The 21,007-nt window shown below is 40.9% G+C and carries 16 protein-coding genes; 9 read left to right on the top strand and 7 right to left on the bottom strand.

Features of this window, described 5'->3' with window-relative positions; genetic code table 11:
* Nucleotides 1-12: 12 nt before the first annotated feature.
* The 3 genes from ASG14_RS12785 to ASG14_RS12775 are packed head-to-tail and all read right to left on the bottom strand — an operon-like array spanning nt 13 to nt 5,681.
* Nucleotides 13-1,683, bottom strand: coding sequence for a RagB/SusD family nutrient uptake outer membrane protein (locus ASG14_RS12785; RefSeq protein WP_056871431.1), 1,671 nt, complete (start codon nt 1,681-1,683; stop codon nt 13-15).
* Between the two features lie 18 nt (nt 1,684-1,701).
* Complete coding sequence (locus ASG14_RS12780) at nt 1,702-4,740, bottom strand: SusC/RagA family TonB-linked outer membrane protein (RefSeq protein ID WP_056871430.1); 3,039 nt, start codon at nt 4,738-4,740, stop codon at nt 1,702-1,704.
* Nucleotides 4,741-4,793: 53 nt separating this feature from the next.
* Nucleotides 4,794-5,681 carry an inositol oxygenase family protein gene (locus tag ASG14_RS12775; protein ID WP_056871429.1) on the bottom strand — a complete coding sequence of 296 codons (888 nt, stop codon included), beginning with the start codon at nt 5,679-5,681 and terminating at the stop codon, nt 4,794-4,796.
* A gap of 411 nt (nt 5,682-6,092) precedes the next feature.
* Here ASG14_RS12775 and ASG14_RS12765 point away from each other — a divergent pair, with 411 nt between their 5' ends.
* The 7 genes from ASG14_RS12765 to ASG14_RS12740 all read left to right on the top strand — a co-directional run bounded on the left by ASG14_RS12765 (nt 6,093) and on the right by ASG14_RS12740 (nt 13,359).
* On the top strand, nt 6,093-7,103 hold the full coding sequence (locus ASG14_RS12765) for a LacI family DNA-binding transcriptional regulator (RefSeq protein WP_056871427.1): 1,011 nt from the start codon (nt 6,093-6,095) through the stop codon (nt 7,101-7,103).
* A 117-nt stretch (nt 7,104-7,220) separates the two neighbouring features.
* Complete coding sequence (locus ASG14_RS12760; RefSeq protein ID WP_056871426.1) at nt 7,221-8,849, top strand: sodium/sugar symporter; 1,629 nt, start codon at nt 7,221-7,223, stop codon at nt 8,847-8,849.
* 33 nt (nt 8,850-8,882) lie between these two features.
* Nucleotides 8,883-10,301, top strand: coding sequence for a glycoside hydrolase family 28 protein (locus ASG14_RS12755; RefSeq protein ID WP_056871425.1), 1,419 nt, complete (start codon nt 8,883-8,885; stop codon nt 10,299-10,301).
* A gap of 187 nt (nt 10,302-10,488) precedes the next feature.
* Complete coding sequence (locus ASG14_RS12750) at nt 10,489-10,938, top strand: hypothetical protein (RefSeq protein ID WP_162238735.1); 450 nt, start codon at nt 10,489-10,491, stop codon at nt 10,936-10,938.
* Nucleotides 10,939-10,970: 32 nt separating this feature from the next.
* Entirely contained in the window at nt 10,971-11,417 is a 447-nt protein-coding gene (gene uxuA / locus ASG14_RS20710) for a mannonate dehydratase (protein ID WP_369817230.1), read from the top strand.
* Nucleotides 11,405-12,247, top strand: a complete 843-nt coding sequence (gene uxuA, locus ASG14_RS12745) for a mannonate dehydratase (protein WP_369817229.1) — start codon at nt 11,405-11,407, stop codon at nt 12,245-12,247. The genes uxuA (ASG14_RS20710) and uxuA (ASG14_RS12745) overlap by 13 nt, the downstream gene beginning before the upstream one ends.
* Before the next feature lie 65 nt (nt 12,248-12,312).
* Nucleotides 12,313-13,359, top strand: coding sequence for a LacI family DNA-binding transcriptional regulator (locus ASG14_RS12740; RefSeq protein ID WP_056871423.1), 1,047 nt, complete (start codon nt 12,313-12,315; stop codon nt 13,357-13,359).
* Between the two features lie 159 nt (nt 13,360-13,518).
* On the opposite strand, the gene dapA is transcribed toward ASG14_RS12740, so the two are convergent.
* Both dapA and ligA read right to left on the bottom strand, forming a co-directional pair.
* A complete protein-coding gene (dapA, locus tag ASG14_RS12735; RefSeq protein ID WP_056871422.1) occupies nt 13,519-14,406 on the bottom strand; it encodes a 4-hydroxy-tetrahydrodipicolinate synthase in 888 nt (295 codons plus the stop codon).
* An 84-nt stretch (nt 14,407-14,490) separates the two neighbouring features.
* Entirely contained in the window at nt 14,491-16,503 is a 2,013-nt protein-coding gene (ligA, locus tag ASG14_RS12730; RefSeq protein WP_056871421.1) for an NAD-dependent DNA ligase LigA, read from the bottom strand.
* A gap of 149 nt (nt 16,504-16,652) precedes the next feature.
* Here ligA and ASG14_RS12725 point away from each other — a divergent pair, with 149 nt between their 5' ends.
* Entirely contained in the window at nt 16,653-17,030 is a 378-nt protein-coding gene (locus ASG14_RS12725) for a hypothetical protein (protein ID WP_056871420.1), read from the top strand.
* A gap of 9 nt (nt 17,031-17,039) precedes the next feature.
* Here ASG14_RS12725 and ASG14_RS12720 read toward each other — a convergent pair whose 3' ends face one another.
* Nucleotides 17,040-17,714 carry an ACP phosphodiesterase gene (locus ASG14_RS12720; protein WP_056871419.1) on the bottom strand — a complete coding sequence of 225 codons (675 nt, stop codon included), beginning with the start codon at nt 17,712-17,714 and terminating at the stop codon, nt 17,040-17,042.
* 154 nt (nt 17,715-17,868) lie between these two features.
* Between ASG14_RS12720 and tyrS the strand changes: the two genes are divergently transcribed.
* Nucleotides 17,869-19,155 carry a tyrosine--tRNA ligase gene (tyrS, locus tag ASG14_RS12715; RefSeq protein ID WP_056871418.1) on the top strand — a complete coding sequence of 429 codons (1,287 nt, stop codon included), beginning with the start codon at nt 17,869-17,871 and terminating at the stop codon, nt 19,153-19,155.
* A gap of 111 nt (nt 19,156-19,266) precedes the next feature.
* Here the strand turns inward: tyrS and ASG14_RS12710 are convergent, their stop codons facing one another.
* Nucleotides 19,267-21,000, bottom strand: a complete 1,734-nt coding sequence (locus ASG14_RS12710) for a RagB/SusD family nutrient uptake outer membrane protein (protein WP_056871777.1) — start codon at nt 20,998-21,000, stop codon at nt 19,267-19,269.
* Between the last annotated feature and the right edge of the window lie 7 nt (nt 21,001-21,007).

Genomic DNA, 21,007 nt, shown 5'->3' with positions numbered 1-21,007 from the left:
TAAAATGATACATTAATAGCCTGGGTTTTGCACGAGAGTGTTATTTGTTGCAATCGCAGTACTCGGAATTGGGAAAATTCTGCGGTAGGTATCTGCATTGGTTTTAGATAAGCCATAACTTGCCTCGAACTTGCCGAATCTAATCATGTCATTGCGGTGCCAGGTTTCCCAGGTAAATTCTTTACAACGTTCATTATACAAAACATCCAAAGTAATTGCCGATAGGGCAGGGGAAGTTGTACGGTTAGATCGAACACTGTTAACTAAAGATAAAGCTGTTGCCCCCAAAGTGGCCGTTCCACCTCTAAAAATTGCTTCAGCTTTCATCAATACGATATCAGAATAGCGGAAAACAGGCATATCGTTATTTTGGTTGCGGTTAATCGGGTTGGTGTAATCGGCCAGAAATTTTATGTTTCTGTAGCCTGTGTTCCAGGCAATTTCATCTTTTCCTAAATCGTAAGCACTTGCGCCTAAACGCGAAGAAGTTAATGGCGTTAAGTTAAGCTGATAGGTTAAAACGCCCGCAGGAGTTGAGCCCGCATAGAACTGGTCGTAACCAAGATTTGTTGTGCTAACCATCACCGGGCTACCATCCTGCCAGGTTTGCAAACCTGTAAGCCATTGTTTGTTGCGAATATCGTTGGGGTCATTAAAGTTGGTGTAAAATTCAGAAGTGGTCATTCTTGGTCCGCTAGGCTTATTGTTAACAAGTCCGCTACCCGTATTTTGATTCATCACCGGATTTGTGAAAGCACCTGGAGTAGAACCGGAATATAAGTACCTGATGCCCAGATTTCGGTTAAGATCATACCTTGCATGGGCCATTGTTCCGCTGGATGTAGATGCATCAAAAGGAATGGCGAAAATAAATTCTTTTTGCGAGGGTCCGTTGGTTGGGTAAAACATCTGAAGATAGGTAGACATCGGTTCAATACTGTAAAGACCAGAATTGACGATTTGATCGCAAGCGGCAATACAGTCATCATATCGTGGTGTGCCAGTATAAACAGCTGCGTTTAAGTACATTTTTGCCAAAATGGAGTAGGCAAGGTACTTTGTTGGCAAGCCATATGTTGCTGTACCCGTTGTTGTTTTAAGATATGGAATAGCCGCCTTTAATTCACTTTCTACATACGAAAACACTTTTGCCCTTGGTGCATTGGATTTTAAATCGGTTGCGCCATACAAGGTATCTAAAGGAACGTTTCCGTATAAATCCATCATCATGTAATAAGCAAAGGCACGCATGGTTTTAAGTTCTGCCATACTGGTGTTTTTTGTTGCACCTGCCGGAGCTGAATTTCCGATAATGGAAATGGTTTGGTTTGCTGTTCCGATGATGTTGGTTAAATAAGACCAGCCAGCCGCCACCCAGGCATTATCTTTTGTCCAGGTGTGGCGATGCAATTCAAGGTATTTATTGCCGTCAATCCAGTCAGAACCAAAAATGGCGAGCACAGATTCGTCTGTAGATGAGCTTTGTAAAAACCAGTATGTACTGGCATAATCGCTTCTTAAATTGATGTACACGGGGCCGGATGCCGATGTAAGTTGTGCGGCAGTTTGTGGATACGACTCTGGTGTAAGTTCCGAAGTAATCGGAACATCAAGTTTTTGGCAAGAGGTAAACATTAACACCCCACTAATCAGGGCTAACATTCCAAATATTATCTTTTTCATAACTTATAATTTCTTTCTTTAGAATGATACGTTGGCACCAAGCAAGAAGGTGCGTGTTTTTGGATAGAAGTTGTTGTAATCTACACCTGGTGCAACGCCACCCTGGTTAACTTCCGGGTCTATACCTTTATAACCAGTAATGGTAAACAGGTTATTGGTTGAGCCGTACAAGCGGATGTTGCTTACATATTTAAACGGTGTTTTAAAATTGTAGCCCAGCGTTGCATTATCAAGCCTAACGTACGAACCGTTTTCTATATATCTGTCAGAATAGTAAGAGTTTCTGGTGTCAGATATCTTGTCATCGGCTGCGCTGTTAAGTATATTATTAACTGTTGCACCGGCCGTGTAAGACAAATCTGCTCTTGTTGCGTTGAAAATCTTATTACCGAAAGTACCTCTAATAAATATGTTTAAATCGAAGTCTTTGTATTTAAAGGTATTGCTCCAACCCATTAAAACCTTTGGCTGTGCGCTTCCTAAGTAAAAATAATCTGTTCCAATTCCTGGACTATTAGTTGTTGAGCCGTCGCGTTTATAAAACAAAGAGTTTCCGTTTGCATCTTTACCTGCATATTTAAGCGAGAAAAACTGGCCTAACGGATACCCAACTTTAAGGATTTGCAGTGTCGCGTTCGTTTGTCCCGGTCCTTCAGGATCAGAATATCTAACAGAATCACCATTTGAGTAAGGTCCTTTTAAGCTTGTAATTTTGTTTTTGTTGTAAGCCATGTTCACACTGGTAGACCATGAGAAATTTTTGGCCGAAACCGGGGTTGCGTTTAAACTCACCTCAATACCTTTATTGTTTATGCTTCCACCATTCGCCCAAATTGAACCACCCGGAACAAGTGAGGCAGAAACGCTATATCTAAAAAGCATGTCAGTAGTGTTTTTATCATATACATCTACACTTCCTGTTAACTTATTTTTGAAAAGCCCAAAATCAATACCAGCATTTTTTGTAGCTGTTCTTTCCCACTTAAGGTTTGGGTTTGAGCCCTGCACCGGCGCATACGCTGCCGCCTGAACGCCGTTGTTGTAATAGGTGCCGCTTGTACCGTAAATTAGTTTCCCTGTGTAGGCACCAATGCCCGAAGAGTTACCCGTTACACCGTAACTTAAACGAAGTTTTAAATCGCTGACAACGTTTTGGTTTTTCATGAAATTTTCTTCACTGATCCTCCATGCAACACCTGCAGATGGAAAGTATCCCCATTGGTTGCTGTCGCCAAATACCGAACTGCCGTCCCGTCTGATGGAGCCCTGAAAAAGATATTTGTCTTTATAGCTATAATTCACCCTGAAAAAATCTGATATCATTAGTATCCTGCCATAAGTAAGGTCGTTACCCAAATTAATTCTGTAAGAAGAAATGGCGTATGGATTACCAAGCGTTAGGTTAGAAAAGCCAATGTTATCCGTCGGGAAATTTGTACTTGAAGTTTGAAAACCATCGCCATAAACATTGTCCTGATAGGTGTAGCCAAGCACTGCATTAATAGAGTGATCGCCGAGCTGTCTGTTCCAGGTTAAAAATGTTTCGAGGGTTTTAGTTGTATTTTCAAAATTACTTCTTAAGGCCGAACCGTTAGATCCGAATAAGCTTCCGATTAGTGTATGTGCGATACCGATACCTGGGTCTGGGTTATTGTAAAAGTTTGAGGTTGGGTATTTTCCGAAATAGCTGCTGTAAAATTCACCGTGCGAAGCGGTAGTTTTCTGGTAAGACAGGTTTACGTTGTAAGTAAATCCCCAGGGAAGTTTCACTTCTGTATTAAAGCCTCCCAACAAAACGTTATATTTTGTTTCATCCTGTGCATTGCCAACAATCGCTAAGGGATTAAAGTAGCCCGAATTGTTTAAGTTTTCGAAGTAAGAACCATCTGCATTGTAAATTGGAGATACCGGAAGGCGTTTTGCCGCCTGCAATAATACAATGTTTTGAAGCGGCTCATTTATTGCTTTGCTGCTCGAATTTGAAATGTTTAAACTGAATTTCACTTTATCGTTAAAAGTATACTGATCGATATTTAAACGGCCAATTACACGCTCCAACGAACTTTCAGATAAGATACCATCTTTTTTGAAATAGTTTAAACTCCCACTGTAAATTGTGTGGTCTGAGCCACCATTAAAAGAAAGGTTGTGGTTTTGAGCGTAAGCAGTAGAACGTTCAATAGCTTTCATCCAGTCGGTACTCGCACCAAGATCATCATTAGGCGAAAAGGCCGATTTGTTAGCAGTTAAGAACGCACGTAACTGATCTGCATTCATTAAATCGAGCTGACTGCTTATCTTTTCTGCGCCAGCATAACCGCTGTAAGAAACCTGCGATTGTCCTTTTTTACCCCGTTTGGTTGTAACCATAATTACACCGCTTGCGGCACGGTTACCGTAAATAGCAGTAGCTGCCGCATCTTTCAACACATCAATAGATGCAATGTCGGCAGGTGCTATCGCCGCGATATCTGCTCCAGGTATTCCATCAATTACATAATAGGGAGCACCAGGACTGTTAACTGTAGATGCACCACGGAGAATAACTGCGGCAGGTTTATTTGGATCGCCACTGGCACTGATATTCATACCTGCAACTTTACCTTGCAATAGCTGCCCAACATCGGCAATAGCACCTTTGTTAAGTTCTTCGGGCTTAACGGATGTAATGGCACTTGATAAAGTTTTACGGGTAGTGGTACCATAGCCCACTAAAACCACTTCTTTTAACGAAGTGCTGGCCTCTGTAATGGAAACTTTATAGTTCGATGCAGCACCTACCGTAATGGTTTTTGTTTCGAAACCCATAAAGGTGAATGAAATTACATCGCCCGTTTTGGCAGATATGCTGAAAGCACCTCCGTCTGTAGTAACCGTTACTTTACTGGTTCCCTGCACGGCCACAGAGGCGCCCAAAATAGCTCTGTTCTCCGTGTCGGTCAAAGTTCCGGTAATTTTTCGTTCGGTTTGTGCCGAAACGATATTAAAGGATTGGCAAATCAGTAAAAGAAGTAAAAAAATACCGCCATACTTTAAGCGTACAAATTTAGATTTCATGATTTTTGTAGCATTAGGTTCATAAATGGTTAGTTTTATTTGATTAATAGTTGTTAGAATTTTATCGTTTCGGGTAGGTATTTGGAAACCAGTTCCTGGTAATATGGTTTAAGCTCTGCCCAGCTTTTCTGATTTGGATTTTTTGAGTACAAATCGTAGGGATTGAATAATCTAACCCATTTAAACAGCTCGTGGTCTTTTTCACTCATCAGGTGATTGTAGGCATTTTCCCGGTGCTGCGAATAAAAAGAATGATAACGCAGCATGTAAAGGCCTGCTTCCGGTATGTATGGCTTCATCATATGGTACACATACTCGTCATGTCCCCATGATAAATGCACATTATCCAATCCACAGTTCTGTTCGTAAACGCCTAGTTTCGTTTGGTAAAGCGGGTTGTGGAAATCTGGATTATTGCTAAAAAACTCCGGGTAAACGATTTTATCTGAGTACGCACATCCCACAGGAAAAGTATCGCCAACAACTGCCCACTGTGGTTCGCCGTAAAGGCACAAAACTTTACCCATATCGTGTATTAGTCCCACCAAAACCATCCAGTCCGGATGTCCGTCATTGCGGATCGCTTCAGAAGTTTGCAAAAGGTGCTGCATCTGATCCAGGTCTGTATCCGGGTCAGAATCATCTACAAGTTTGTTAAGAAAATCGAAAGCATTCCAGATTGGCATTTCTTCTATGTTGAATGCCAGATACTTTGCCTTTTTTTCCATAACAAAATCATAGGTTTGATAGGTATGGTTTAGCCGGTAAAATTCTTTTACACTGTCTTTTTCTGTTTCAGCATAATTTCTAAATTCCTGCTCTTCTTTATCCGAATTGATAGCAGAAGGATCCGGATAACGCTTCAATACATCGTTTTCCCATTGATCGAGATTGTCCAAAGGATTGTTGCTATCCCTCGCAGCTGTTTGTGAATTGCTCATATATGGTTAGATATAAATTAAAACTTATTGTTTTTTCGAGATTTAAAATTGTGCTTTTGAAACCTGATTACGCTGTTTTATGCGAAATTTATTTACGTAAACGATTAAGTAAACCTGAATATGCTGCCGAAAACAAGGCACTCTGGCGATTAATTTGGAGGTTTATTTCAGAAATTAGTGTTGTCTTAGCCAATTCCGGATTTTGGGTAAATGTTAAAATTATGTAACATAAACGTTAATGTTACGATTATTTTCTACTTTCGTATGCTTGGGTGCCTTATTGCCGGTAGGTAAGTTGAATTTCTGCTTACCGGATTTTAGATATTGCATTTCCAACATCAATAATTTAACTGGCTTATTTAAACCGCTGGTTAATTTGATTGATGAAATAACTAACCAAACAACATCGCAATGGCTTCGGATCAGGTAAATATTAAACGGCTGGCACAGGAACTTAACATTTCCATTGCAACGGTTTCTAAGGCATTAAATGATAGTTACGAAATTAGTGCAAAGACAAAAAACAGAGTCTGGGATTTGGCAAAAGCGCTAAATTATACGCCTAATCCTGCAGCCAGCAATTTGCGTAGCCATAAAACAAAAACCATTGCTGTAATTATTCCCGACGTTGCAAACAACTTTTTCTCGCTTGCGATAAAAGGGATTGAAGAAGTGGCGAGAATACACGGTTACCACGTGTTAATTTACCAGACGCATGAAGATACTGAAATGGAAATTTCATTTACTAACAGTTTATTAAACGGGCGGGTAGATGGGATTTTAACCTCTGTTTCCAGTAACGAGTACAATAATGACTACTACCGGGATTTGGTAAAAAAGGTTCCGCTGGTTTTCTTCGATCGTGTTTATGAGTCTTTGCAGACTTTTAAAATTACAACCGATGATTATGAGAGCTCCTTTGCGGCAACGCAGCATTTGCTTGATTGTGGTTGCAAAAAAATTGCCTTTTTGTTTGGTTTGGAGAAACTGCCGGCTGGTAGAGCCAGGTTTTCCGGCTATCAGGATGCGCTTAAGGCAAATGAGATTGATTTCGATGAGCAGCTAATTTTGCATTATGAAAACCTCGAAGAGCAGAATGTGGATAATATTGAACAATTGTTTCAGCAACATCATCCTGATGGCATTTTTTCCTCGATAGAAGAATTCATTATACCAACTTACCTGGCCTGCAGAAACATGTCGCTAAGCATCCCGCAGGATGTTAAGGTATTAAGTTTTTCAAACCTAAGTTCAGCGAAATTGCTTAATCCGGCGCTAACGACCATTACGCAGCCGGCTTTTGATATTGGCCATGAAGCTGCAAAGTGTTTGTTTAAAATTTTGAATAACAAAGGTTTTGATGATGAACAAAACATTGTGCTGAAATCTACACTGATAAAAAGAACCTCTACAAACTGCTGATTTGCCGCATTTAGGCCCCAGTTTACCGAAAACGTTTACGTAATTAAATCCAGGGCTTGATCGGCTTTGATTGGAATTTTTTCTGATTTTTAGAACAACCAAATATACCAAACAACCATGAATCACCTTTCAGCGCTAGATTGCGCCGTTTTTATTTTATATTTTATTATTGTCTCCGCATACGGTTATTATGTTTACCGGTCGAAGAAAAAGAAAAAAACAGATACCAAAGACTATTTTCTTGCCGAAGGTTCACTAACATGGTGGGCAATTGGTGCATCAATTATTGCTTCTAATATCTCTGCCGAGCATTTTATTGGCATGTCGGGTTCTGGCTTTGCCATGGGCTTGGCCATTGCAAGTTACGAATGGATGGCTGCCGCTACTTTAATTATCGTAGCCGTATTTTTTCTGCCAATTTACCTCAAAAACAAAATTTACACCATGCCGCAATTCCTGTCTAACCGCTATAACAATACGGTAAGCACATTAATGGCGGTTTTTTGGCTTTTGGTTTATGTGTTTGTTAACCTTACCTCGATATTTTTTCTGGGCGCCATAGCCATTGAAACCATAACCGGCATTCCTTTTAACATCTGTATCATATTTTTAGCGGTTTTTTCGGCGATAATAACTCTGGGCGGCATGAAGGTAATTGGCTATACCGATGTAATTCAGGTTTTTGTTTTGGTAATAGGAGGCTTAATAACGTGCTATATGGCCCTTCAATTGGTTTCGCAGAAACTAAATGTTGATGGTGTTTTGGGTGCGCTGCCTTTGTTAAAAAGCGAAGCCTCGGATCATTTTCATATGATATTCTCCAAAGGGGATAAATTTTACAACGAACTTCCGGGCGTTGCAGTTTTGGTTGGTGGCCTTTGGATAAATAACTTAAACTATTGGGGATGTAACCAATACATTGTACAGCGGGCGCTTGGTGCGGATTTGAAAACCGGCCGTAGCGGTTTAATCTTTGCAGCCTTTCTCAAATTGCTGATACCTTTAATCGTTGTTATTCCAGGTATTGCAGCTTTTGTACTGTACCAGCGGGGCTACTTTCATACCGAAATGCTGGATGCTGCGGGCACGCTTAAACCGGATCATGCGTATCCCGTGTTAATGAATTTATTACCCGTTGGTATTAAAGGTCTTGCTTTTGCAGCACTAACCGCGGCAATAGTTGCTTCGCTGGCCGGAAAATCAAACAGTATTGCTACAATTTTTACGCTTGATATTTATAAAAAGTACATCAATCCCTCTGCAACCGAAACACGTATGGTGGCTGTAGGCCGGTGGTCTGTTGTTGTAGCTTCGTTGATAGCAATTGTTGTCGCCCCAGCGCTCAGAAGTTTCGATCAGGTTTACCAGTTTATCCAGGAGTATGTGGGCTTTATTTCGCCAGGTGTGTTTGCTATCTTTTTACTGGGCTTTTTCTGGAAAAAAACAACCTCAAGGGCAGCGCTTTGTGCGGCATTGTTAACCATTCCGCTTTCCATATTTTTTAAGTTTTTGCCTTCAATCAGTCAGGGCTTAATTGGCGATATCCCCTTTCTTCATCGAATGTCGTGGGTTTTCGTGACCATCATCATTGTTATGGTTTGCATTACGCTTACTGATCCGAAAAGCAAAAATAATCCGCAGGGACTCGAGATTGATAAGTCGATGTTCGCGGTTACGCCGGGATTTATGGTTGCTTCTGTAATTATATTGGGTATTATGGCTGCACTTTACACCGTCTTTTGGTAACCACTGCTGTTATAAAAAAGCTAAACTAACAATATGAAATATTACCTCTTTTTTGCCCTGCTGGTTTTTGGAACTTTGGTTGCCAGCGCACAATCAAAATTTAATGTGCTTAACTATGGCGCAGTAGGAAACGGTAAAGTGAATGATGCTGCTGCAATTCAGAAAGCTATAAATGCCTGTTCGGCTGCAGGTGGTGGCCAGGTTTTGATACCAGCCGGCCACGTTTTTTTAGCGGGGCCGTTTGCGCTTAAATCATTCGTTGAACTCCGGGTAGAAGGTGGCGCCAAAATATTGGCAAGCCCGGATGAATCGCTTTACACAGAGAGCGCCTTCGGAGCGAATAAAGGAGAAGGTACCGTGTGGATAGGCGGAAAAAATTTAGAGCAGGTAAGTATTACCGGAACAGGGATGTTGGATGGGAATGGCATATCTTTTATGAGCGAAGAGTTGGTGGATTCTTATGTGCTTAAACCTTTCAACGTGGTAGATCCAAGGCCACATCTGTTAACACTTATCGGATGTAGAAAAATTAATATTGATGGGGTTACGCTGCAAAATTCGGCGTACTGGACTTTGCATCTTATCGGTTGTAATGACGTTTCATTATCAAACATTAGTTTGCTTAATAGTATCAAAATTAGAAATAGCGATGGAATTGATATCGACCACAGTAAAAATGTACGGATTACCAATTGTTTCATCGAATCTGGCGATGACTGCATCTGCCTGAAAAATCGCCGGGAATTTGAATCTTATGGTCCTTGCGAAAATATTGTTATCAGCAATTGTACCATGACTTCCAGTTCGTGTGCCATTAAAATTGGCTCCGAAAATATGGACAGGATTAGTAAAGTGCTGGTTAATAATTGTAACATTCGCAGCAGTAACCGTGGCATAGGTATTCAAAACCGGGATGAAGGTACTGTGAGTGATGTGGTTTTTTCCAATATATTGATTGAATCAAAGTTATTCTCTGATGTTTGGTGGGGGAAATCTGAACCAATTTACATTACTGCGTTTCCGAGAGCAACAGGAAACAATAAGGATGCGGGCTGGCGCTTGCCTAAAGGGAAAACAAAAGGGGAGGTAGGTTCAGTTAAAAACATTTACTTTTCTAACATTCGCTGTGTTGGCGAAAGCGGGGTATATGTAAGCGCCGCCAGTGCCGATAAAATTTCAGATATTCATTTCGACCAGGTTTCTGTACTGATAGATAAAATTACAAACCTGCCTGGGGGCGTTTATGACCGGCGTCCGAGTAATGTTGAAGGACTTGTAAAAAGTGCTATCGCAGGGTTTCATTTCGAAAATGCAGGCTACATCAGTTTAAAAAATAGCGAAGTTATCTGGGGGAAATCAAAGCCTTCGTATGCAGGCAACGCAGTTGAAACTAGAAATGTATCGAAACTAGAAAAGACCAATTTTGTAGAGCGAACGGTATCTGGTCGATGATTTATGCCTTACCATAATTATTTAACCAATTATATAACTAAGTTTTCTTCAAACAGGTGATAGACTTCCCGATGCCTGCTCTAAATGGCATTTTTACTTAAACGTTTACGCAAATAAAGTTTAGTGGTTTAAGATTTAGCGCTTGTTTTTTTTACAATTTAGACCTAAATAAGTTGCAAAGAAAAAATTGTTGATAGGTCTGTTCTTCATGATTCATTGCCGTACCGGACCAGAAATGCTTTCCGGAACTTATTCCAAATGGATTTTGAAAATGGAAAAGAGAATTACCGTCCTTATTGATTTGTTTGGAGAAGGCATTGTGCATTTACCGGTGGTTTACCGGACTAAAATAGATGATCGGCAACCAGCAATTCCTTTGAGGTATTGTACGATTGACCTCCCTCAACGTAACCTTCCGGGATGGCTTTATTCCAGCGCATTCAGTTACAGCGTAAGTTCAAATCAATTAAATAATGCGAAAGCTTTCCACTTCACGAGGGCAGAAGGCAAAAAGAATTTGTATTATGAAATTATGCTCAGTGTTATTTCGGAATATATAGAGCTCGTCGAATCTGGCAAAGTGGAAAGCCTGACAAGTGATGCTGAAACTAACTTGCACAACAAACTTGCCTCTTAATCGCAGTTAATGCCAGCACTTCCGGCCGAAACATGAAAACCAAATATAAAAAATTAGAACAAACCTGGCGTTGGTACGGACCTAACGACCCTGTAACTTTGTCTGACGTGAAACAGGCCGGTGCAACCGGCATCGTTACGGCTTTGCACCACATTCCACATGGCGAAATCTGGCCGCTGGCCGATATCGCAGAACGAAAAGCAATTATCGAGGCAGCAGGCCTGAGCTGGTCTGTTGTAGAAAGTGTACCTGTGCACGAGGCGATAAAAACACGCCGGGCTGATGCCGGTAAATTCATTGAGAATTATAAAATTTCCCTTCAAAATCTTGCTGCCTGTGGCATAAAAACCGTTTGCTATAACTTTATGCCGGTGTTAGACTGGACCCGCACACAGCTCGATCTGGAAATGACCGACGGCTCGAAAGCCCTCTATTTTAACTGGATTGATTGGTTTGCTATAACTTTATGCCGGTGTTAGACTGGACCCGCACACAGCTCGATCTGGAAATGACCGACGGCTCGAAAGCCCTCTATTTTAACTGGATTGATTTAGCGGTTTTCGACCTTTATATTTTAAAAAGAGACGGTGCGAAAGGCGATTACCCGGTTTCAGTTCTGGAAAGGGCTGAAAGTAAGTTTGCAACTTTAAACCAGCAGCAACTTGATGATTTGCGCATAAATGTTTTGATGGGCATACCCAACGAAAAAGAAATTGAACTGGAAACCCTGCGCAACAGCATTAATGAATATGCCAGGATTGGTTTCAATGGCCTTCGGGAAAACCTGGTTTATTTCCTTTCATCAATTGCCGGTGTTTGCGAAAAGGAGGGTATAAAAATGACCATCCACCCAGACGACCCGCCTTATCCAATTTTGGGTTTACCAAGAATTGCAAGCACGCTTGATGATTTCAATTACATCCTCAGCAACGTGGATAAACCTTTTAACGGCGTTTGCTTTTGTACAGGCTCGCTTGGCGCAGGTGTAGAGAATAATGCATTAGAAATTTTCAACGCAGTGAAAGCACGGGTTTATTTTGCACATTTGCGTAATGTAACCAAAGATGAAGATGGCAGTTTTTACGAAGCCGACCATTTGGGTGGCGATGTAAATATGTACGAAATCATGAAAGCTTTATCTGAAGAAAATGCCCTGAGGGAAAAACCGATACCTTTCCGCCCAGACCATGGTCACCAGATGCTGGATGATTTGGCGAAACAGAGCAACCCGGGCTATTCAGGGATAGGACGCCTGAGGGGTTTAGCAGAACTTCGAGGCCTCGAACTTGGTGTTACCGGAAATTATTAACTTTAACAGAATAAACACCCTATTTTTTAATAAACAAAAGATAAAAGGTTTTAAGATATTTTTCAATGCAGAAAGTTTCAATTAAAGACATCGCTAGGATTAGCGGCACCTCAGTAACAACGGTATCGTTCGTGATAAATGGTAAAGCGAAAGAAAAACATATTAGCGAGTCGGTAATTTCGAAGATTGAAAAAATCGTAGCAGAAATGGCCTATAAGCCAAACTCCCTTGCGAGGGGATTGCGTACAGGAAAATCCAAAATTGTCGGCTTCCTAGTAGATGACATCTCGAAACCTTTTTTCTCGGAAATTGCAAGGCATATCGATGAAAAAGCTTCAGAACACGGCTATAAGATAATTTTTGGCAGCATAGGAAACGATAAAGAACGAGCCCGCGATATGTTGAAGATTTTTAGCGAGCGCCAGGTTGATGGTTACATTATCGCCTTGCCGGAAGGCCTGGAAAACGAAGTGTCGTCGCTGCTCGACAGTAAGGTGCCGATGGTATTTTTCGACAGATTTTTGCCCGAAATAAATGCAGATTTTGTACTCACAGACAACGCAAAAGCTACTGCAGATGCTACTGCGCATCTTGTTGATAATGGGTTCAATAATATTGCGTTCATCACAATAGAAACTGCTCAGCAACAAATGCTCGACCGTTTAGAAGGCTACCGGAACACGATTAAAAGATTTGGACTCAAAGAGAATATTCTTAAGATTGTTTATACCGACCAAAAAACAACCGTTGGTAAAATAAAAAGCTTTTTACTCGAAAATAAGGATATTGATGCGGTGTTATTTGCTGCCAATTACCTTACCATGAGTGCGCTTCAGTTATTTAAAACTAAAGACAAATCGCTGCTTACTTCAAAGGCACTTATTTCATTCGATGATTTTGAACTGCTGGAATTTATTAGCCCTTCAATAACATCCATCGAGCAACCCATTAAAGCAATAGCAGGGCAGATTTTTCAGCTGATGTTGAAAAGGCTCGACGCGAAAAAAAATGATGGATTGCAGGAATCTTCTGTAATCAAACTGCCGGCCAGCCTTATTAAAAGAGCATCAACAGCTGCCAAGTTAGCTAAGAAAGTAAAGCTTGTAAGTTAATAACCGATTAAGCACTGCGTCATTTTGTTTGCCTGGCAGCGAAAAATGAAAACTGTAGCATTTTATGCTGCTTTCGCAGAAGAAGTGGATTGCATAAAAAAAACAGGTTGTTTTAATTGCTATTGATAGCAAAACAACCTGTTTTTTGTTTAAAGAATGTTAAGCAACTACACTTATCTTCTCTAATTCTTTTACAATTGCCGCTTCAAGTGCTGACGATGCTTTAACTAATGGAAGTCTAACTGTATCATCACACACGTTGAGGTTTTTTAAAGCCGCCTTAATCCCAGCGGGGTTGCCTTCTGCAAAGGCTAACTTTGTAAATTCTATCAGGCTTAAATGTGCCGGAACCGCTGATTTAAAATCGCCTTTTAAACAAAGGTTTACCATATCAGAAAATTGCTTCGGCAAAGCATTTGCAATTACCGAAATAATGCCCGAAGCACCTAACGCAATCATTGGTAAAGTAATTGGATCATCTCCGGATATTAAAAGAAAATCTTCCGGTTTATCACGCATTATCTGGTTAAACTGGTCGAAGTTACCTGATGCCTCTTTGGTTGCAATGATATTGTTAAAATCGTGTGCCAATCTGCACGTTGTTTCCGGAGTCATGTTACTCATCGTTCTTCCGGGCACGTTATATAAAATCAAATCAAGCGGAGAAACCTCTGCAAGGTGCTTGTAATGCTGATAAATTCCTTCCTGAGTTGGTTTGTTGTAATAAGGGCTAACGGATAATATTGCACTGTAGCCAGTAGAATCGAATGATTTTATTTCCTCGGCCACTGCATATGTATTGTTGCCACCAATTCCGGCAACCAATGGTAATCTATTGTTGTTAATTTCAGCAGTAAAAGCCCACACCTTCTTCTTCTCGTCTTTAGTCATGGTGGCTGTTTCGCCGGTTGTACCTAAAGAAACGAGGTAATCTATCCCTCCGTTTACCAGGTGATTAATAAGGTTCTCTAAACCATTATAATCAACTGTTCCATCTGTGTTAAAAGGCGTAACTAAAGCCACACCAGTACCCTGAAATTTGTTCATTACTTTTTTAATTATTGAATGTGAATTATGGAGCGATGGCGCATTTCCTCGTCATATCAGCCAATAATTCAATTACACTCTTTCTTATTTTATCATTCCCAATAGCTCCGCATCGCTGATGATTGGGATGTTTAATTTGTTTGCTTTTTCCAGTTTTGAAGGCCCCATATTTTCTCCGGCAACCAGGTAATTCAGCTTGCCCGATATGCCACTTAAAATTTTTCCGCCGTTAGCTTCGATTAAATCTTTTAGTTCATCCCGGCTATAGTTTTCAAAAACGCCCGAAATTACGAATGTTTTTCCAATTAGCATATCACTGTCGAGCGTTATTACTTTTTCTTCAATTTCGAACTGTAATCCGGCCTCTTTTAATAATTCTATTTGCGATATATGCTCCGCTTTTGCAAAATACTCAACAATGCTTTCAGCAATGCGTTGTCCAATTTCATCAATAACGATGAGTTCTTCTACATTTGCTTTAGCCAGGTTATCTACATTTTTTGCCCCCGCGGCTAATTTTTTAGCAACAGTTTCGCCAACATAACGAATGCCTAAGCCGAAGAGCACTTTTTCGAAAGGCATTTCCTTCGATTTTTCGATACCGGCAAGCATATTTTCTATTGAACGTTCACCGAAGCGGTCAATGGACTTTAGCTGGTCCGACTTCTGATAAAGTGTGTATAAATCACTTATATGATTAACGAGTCCTCTTTTAAAAAAGGTTTCGATAGTTTCATCTCCCAATCCGTCGATATTCATTGCCTTACGGCTAATAAAGTGTTGAATTTTTCCAACAATCTGTGGCGGACAACCTTCATCGTTCGGACAATAATGAACTGCCTCGCCTTCTTTTCTGATTAATTCAGTTCCACATTCAGGGCAGTTATGAAGGTAATGAACCTTTTTAGCATTTGGTAAACGCTTATCTAGGTTAACTTTTATTATTTTGGGAATGATTTCACCGCCTTTTTCAACAAATACGGTATCACCCTCGTGCAAATCCAGCCGTTCAATTTCATTTGCGTTATGCAAAGTTGCTCTCTTTACGGTTGTTCCGGCAAGCAAAACAGGTTTCAGGTTTGCAACCGGGGTCACAGCGCCAGTTCGCCCAACCTGGTAAGTTACCTTTTCGAGTGTAGTTTCTACCTCTGCAGCTTTATATTTGTAAGAAATTGCCCAACGTGGCGATTTTGCGGTAAAGCCCAGTTCCTGTTGCTGGCTGTAATTGTTAACTTTAATAACAATGCCATCAATGTCGTAACTTAGCTTAAAGCGCTCGTTTTCCCAGTGGTGGATAAAAGCTAAAACATCATCAATACTGTCTACCAGCCGGTTATGTTCGCAGACGTGAAAACCCCAATCTTTAACTGCATTTAAACTTTCCCAGTGGGTTTTAAATTCATTCTTATCTGTGTAGAGGAAATAAATAAACCCATCGAGGGGTCTTTTTGCAACCTCGCCGCTATCCTGCATTTTTATTGTGCCAGAAGCAAAGTTTCGTGGGTTTGCATAAGGAATCTCGCCAAGCTCTTCACGATAAGCATTAAGTTTGAGGAAGGCAGCTTTGTGCATAAAAATTTCGCCACGAATTTCGAATTGTGCAGGCGCTTTATCGCTTTTTATTTGGTGAGGAATGGTGTGGATTGTTTTTACATTGTTGGTTACCTCATCGCCCTTGGTGCCATCGCCACGGGTAACGGCCCGGAGTAGTTTTCCATTTTCATAGGTTAAGCTTATGGATAAGCCATCGAATTTAAGCTCGCAAACGTATTGAAAATTGTCTCCGATCGCCTTTCTGATTCGTTCATCAAAATCGCGGAGGTCCTGCTCATTGTAAGTGTTCCCGAGCGATAACATTGGGTATTTGTGCGGAACAGTTACGAAGTTTTTGGTAATGTCGCCACCAACCCTTTGCGTAGGTGAATTTGGGTCTGCATATTCCGGGTTGGCATGCTCGAGTTCTGCCAAATGCTTAAGTTTTTTATCAAATTCAAAATCACCAATGGTTGGCATTGCCAGAACATAGTAATTGTAATTATGTTGGTTTAACTCTGCCACAAGGGCATCCATTTCTTCTTTTGCAGTAAATAACGACATGCAACAAACTTATAGAAAATTGTTGTTTTTTGCCACAGTTAATCGCCTTTATCTCGCTTTTGCCAAATTAGATTTTGCTTGGGTGGAAACTTTGAAATACTCAAAACCTTCTTCGTGGAAGTGGTGTTGAATTTATAGAGGGAAGAGATATGGAAAATACGACTACTAAGAAAAACATCAAAAACGATTTATTACTTGAAGGCTTAAAGTTTGCTGGCAATGCCATTGGCATCCACTATGGAAAAGGGAAAATAAAAAAGTCGGTTTCCAGAAATCTGAGCATGGTAGATAGCCTGGTAACCGCCGCTTTCACCCGTAAGGGAAGCGTGCCTTTTAAGTCGCAAAGAGCTATAGAATTAGGTAGTTTGGGCGTAATAGCGCTCTATAATATTATGCGGGGTGTAAAAAGAAAACGTACAGGGCTAATTGTAGAAGGTGTTTTTCTGTCTCTAGCTTTGGGTACTGTGCTCGTTGCTTCAAATATGCAGCGGAAACGGCCAGTTGCATCGATTAAAGTGGGCGGCTAGGTTCAGTGTTTAAACCAACCTGGTTTCTATGTACTGAAAAATGGTTATAAAATCTTTATCCAAAATTTCTTTAAAAACTGCCAGCTGGTAAGTAAGTTGGTTCAGTTGATGTTCATTAAGGGTTTGCGGCCACAAGCGCATACAAATCCGGTTTAACGCATAGCTGATGTTTTCCAGTTTTTGGTAACTGAGCAGGTATTTGCTGCTGATAAACTGTTCAAGAAATTTAAAAAAAACCTCAGGATTTTTGAGTTTGCAATGTTCCAGGAAATCGCTCAGCGAATCTTTTTTAACGTTGCTTAAATTATCGTAAAACTGATTTACCTGTACCAGATTGTGTTCGATAAGCAGGTGATCTAACAGGAGTTCGAGACCGATGTGGGCCAGGAATGAAGGGCGTACGGCGGTATTTTCCACAACAGGGATAATCAAGTGTTTCAATTCAGTTGTTTTTTCCAGGAAGAATTCAGATGAGTGGAACAATAAATCAACGGCCAGATGTCTTTTCCATCCCGCCAGTAAGGCTTCTTCGTCCGGATTTCCAAAGAATAAAAACTCATTTTTTTGCGGATACAAATTGGCTTCCTTTGACGCATTCTTAACTAAATCGGGTAGCACAACGCCCATTACCACATTGGCATTGCTATTAAACCTGTCGAAATAAAAATGCGAAAGAAAATTCATGTTGTAAAGATAACTTTTATCGGTGGCGAAGTTTAAATTAGCTGCTATCTTAACCTGAAGATAACAAATCAATTTTCGAATCTATAAATCACCTTCCGGATTTCGTTTTCGGCTTTACTTTCAAAAAACTATCTTTGCGCAATAATTTTATACCATGACAAATTTTGTTGAAGAGTTACGTTGGAGAGGCATGTTGCACGATATTATGCCTAATACTGAAGAAAAGTTAAAAGAGGGTATGACATCAGGTTATATCGGTTTTGACCCAACGGCAGATTCTCTACACGTAGGCCATTTAACGCAGATTATGACACTGATCCACTTTCAAAATGCCGGGCACAAGCCTTTTGCATTAGTTGGTGGCGCAACAGGCATGGTTGGCGATCCATCGGGGAAATCTGATGAGCGCAATCTGCAAACACCGGAAATTGTTGAGCATAATTTAGCCGGCATGAAACGACAACTTGCAAAGTTTTTAAAGTTTGAGGATGCTGGGAATGGCGCTGTAATGGTTAACAATGCAGATTGGTTTAAAAATATGAACTTTTTAGACTTTATCCGTGATGTTGGCAAACACATTACAGTGAATTATATGATGGCAAAAGACAGTGTTAAAAAACGTCTTGAAGGCGATACAGGGATGTCATTTACAGAATTTTGTTACCAATTGGTTCAAGGCTATGATTTTTACTATCTATGGAAGCACCACAACTGCGTGGTACAAATGGGTGGATCTGACCAGTGGGGCAATATTGTAACCGGTACAGAATTAATTAGAAGAAAAGATAGTGGAACTGCATTTGCAATGACCACGCAATTGATAAAAAAGGCAGATGGAACTAAATTTGGCAAAACGGAAAGCGGCGCCATTTGGTTAGATCCCGAAAAAACTTCTCCTTATAAATTTTACCAGTTTTGGTTAAACGCATCTGATGATGATGTTAAAAAGTGGATTCGGATTTTTACGTTAAAAACCAAGGCCGAAATCGAAGATTTAGAAATTCAGCATGATGCCGCACCGCATTTAAGAATTTTACAAAAAGCTTTAGCTGAAGATATAACGGTTAAAACGCATTCGCCTGAAGCATTGGAAACCGCGATTAAAACCTCTGAATTTTTGTTCGGCAACGGCTCGCTCGAGTTTTTGCAAAGTTTGTCGCCAAATCAGGTTCTGGAAATGTTTGAAGGGATTCCTCAGTACAAAGTTCTCAAATCAGAGTTGCAGGCGGGTTTAGATGCTGCCACACTACTTGCTGAAAAAACCGCTGTATTTGCGTCAAAGGGTGAAACCAAAAAATTAATCCAGGGTGGTGGCGTTTCAGTAAATAAAGAAAAGGTTTTAGATGCAAACCAACTATTTACCACAGCACATTTAATTAACGAGCAGTTTATTGTCGTTCAGAAAGGCAAGAAAAATTACTTTTTATTAATTGCTGAGTAACGGTAAAAGCGGTAGTTCTTAAAATCGCATTCATAAAAAAGGTGCCTCCGTTTTACCGGAGACACCCAACTAATCCAAATTTAACTTTATTTATTTTTGAGAGCGATATAACTAGTATCCGGGATTTTGTTTGAGCTTAGGATTAGCACTTAGAATATCCCGTCCAATTGGAAAAATTTCCGTGTGTTTATCTGCATCAGGTTTTTTGTCCCACCAAATGCCTGTGTTGAATACACCCCAGCGGATCAAATCTGTTCTGCGGCGGTTTTCCCCAATAAATTCTCTGCCCCATTCATCAAGCATTTCCTGGTCTGTAAGCTGGCTGCCCGTAGCATTATACAAGCTCGGTGAGGCTGCCGGATAGTTCCGTTGCCTTACCTGATTGAGGAGCGTGGCAGCTGCGGCTTTATCACCTGCACGGTATCTGCACTCTGCAAGGGTATAGTAAACTTCAGATAACCTGATTTCTGCATAGGCAGATGTGATTCTGTTCGGATCGGAAGTTGGGTAAACCGGGTATTTTACCAGGAATACGCCAGAGTTATGATCTGCGTGATTCATGTTAGACTCCTTATCGGCGATTTTTACTCCAGGTTTTGCACCGAGGAAGAGGCCAACCTGGTCTCTGATAAACAAAGCATAGGGACCTTTATTTCCCCTTACGGTATCGGTTCTGGTAACACCGTTTACCACTTTCGAGTAGGGTAGGTAGCCATATAAAAACATACCTTCACGTTTGCTGTCGCCAAGATTTTTGTACTTTTTCAAGCGCAGATCATCCGGATATTTCTGGAATTTAACAAACGGTTTGCCCAAAGTGTGGGTATACTCCACGCTGTCTACATCGCGGCCAGGCTGTAAAGCAAAGCGGGGATTCGACTGTCCAAAATCTGTGAAACCACAATAAAGCGGGGCAGCATCGTAAGTCATTCCCCAAAAAAACATACCACTATCGTATTGCCAGTGCGTTCTGGCTAAGGTTCCTGGGAAACCGTAAATAACCTCTGAGTTTAGCGTTTTATTGGTATAGTCGAAAGGTGCGTCCCATCGGTTATCCAAGGTATAACTGCCGTACTTGCCGGCAATAATATCACGACAAACGGTTTCGCATTCTGTGTATTTATCTGTACCGATATACACTTTTGCGTTTAGGTAAAGGCGGGATAATAGGGTCGCGGCGGCTGCTTTTGTCCACCTTCCAATTCCATTTGCGCCAAGCTGCTCCCGTGTTGGTAAAAGCGGAATTGCAGCCTTAAGCTCAGATTCGATGTAATTAAAAGTCTCCTGAGGCGTTGCCTGCGTTCCACCTTGTGTAGAATTTTTTACGTCGGTTACAATTTCGATGTTCCGGTAAAAATCGAAGGCACGCAGGTAAAACCAGGCCCTCAAGGTTCTCAGTTCTGCTTTAAAATCAGTTAATTCATCAGGTGTTATGCTCAGTTTGGCTGGGTCTGTTATGCCCTCCATATCCTGTAAAGAGTTTGTTGCCAGCACGATACCCTGGTAGAAGTTTCGCCATCCGCCATTTGCAAATCCATCCTGTGCGGTCCAGGTGTGGTAGTGCATACGCTGATAATAGCCACCATCCTGCCAGTCGCCCTGGCGGTTGTAAGTGCCAATTTCATCTGTACAATCTTCGCCAACGGCGTAAACATCATTACCCTGGATGCTCCAGTAAGCATGTTCGAACGGTCGAAGAAAATCCCGGATTACATCATCCCGTCTGGTTAGGAAATTCGCCGCATCAACCTGATCGTAAACATGTTCGTCTAATTTTGTACATCCTGTAACTGCCAGTAAAAAGCACAGGACACTGCCGGTAATTAATTTATAATTCTTTTTCATTTTTTCT

The sequence above is a fragment of the Pedobacter sp. Leaf194 genome (assembly GCF_001423945.1).
GTDB lineage: Bacteria > Bacteroidota > Bacteroidia > Sphingobacteriales > Sphingobacteriaceae > Pedobacter.
Note: the sequence above shows the minus strand (reverse complement) of the source record. Positions and strands in the feature narration are given on the sequence as shown.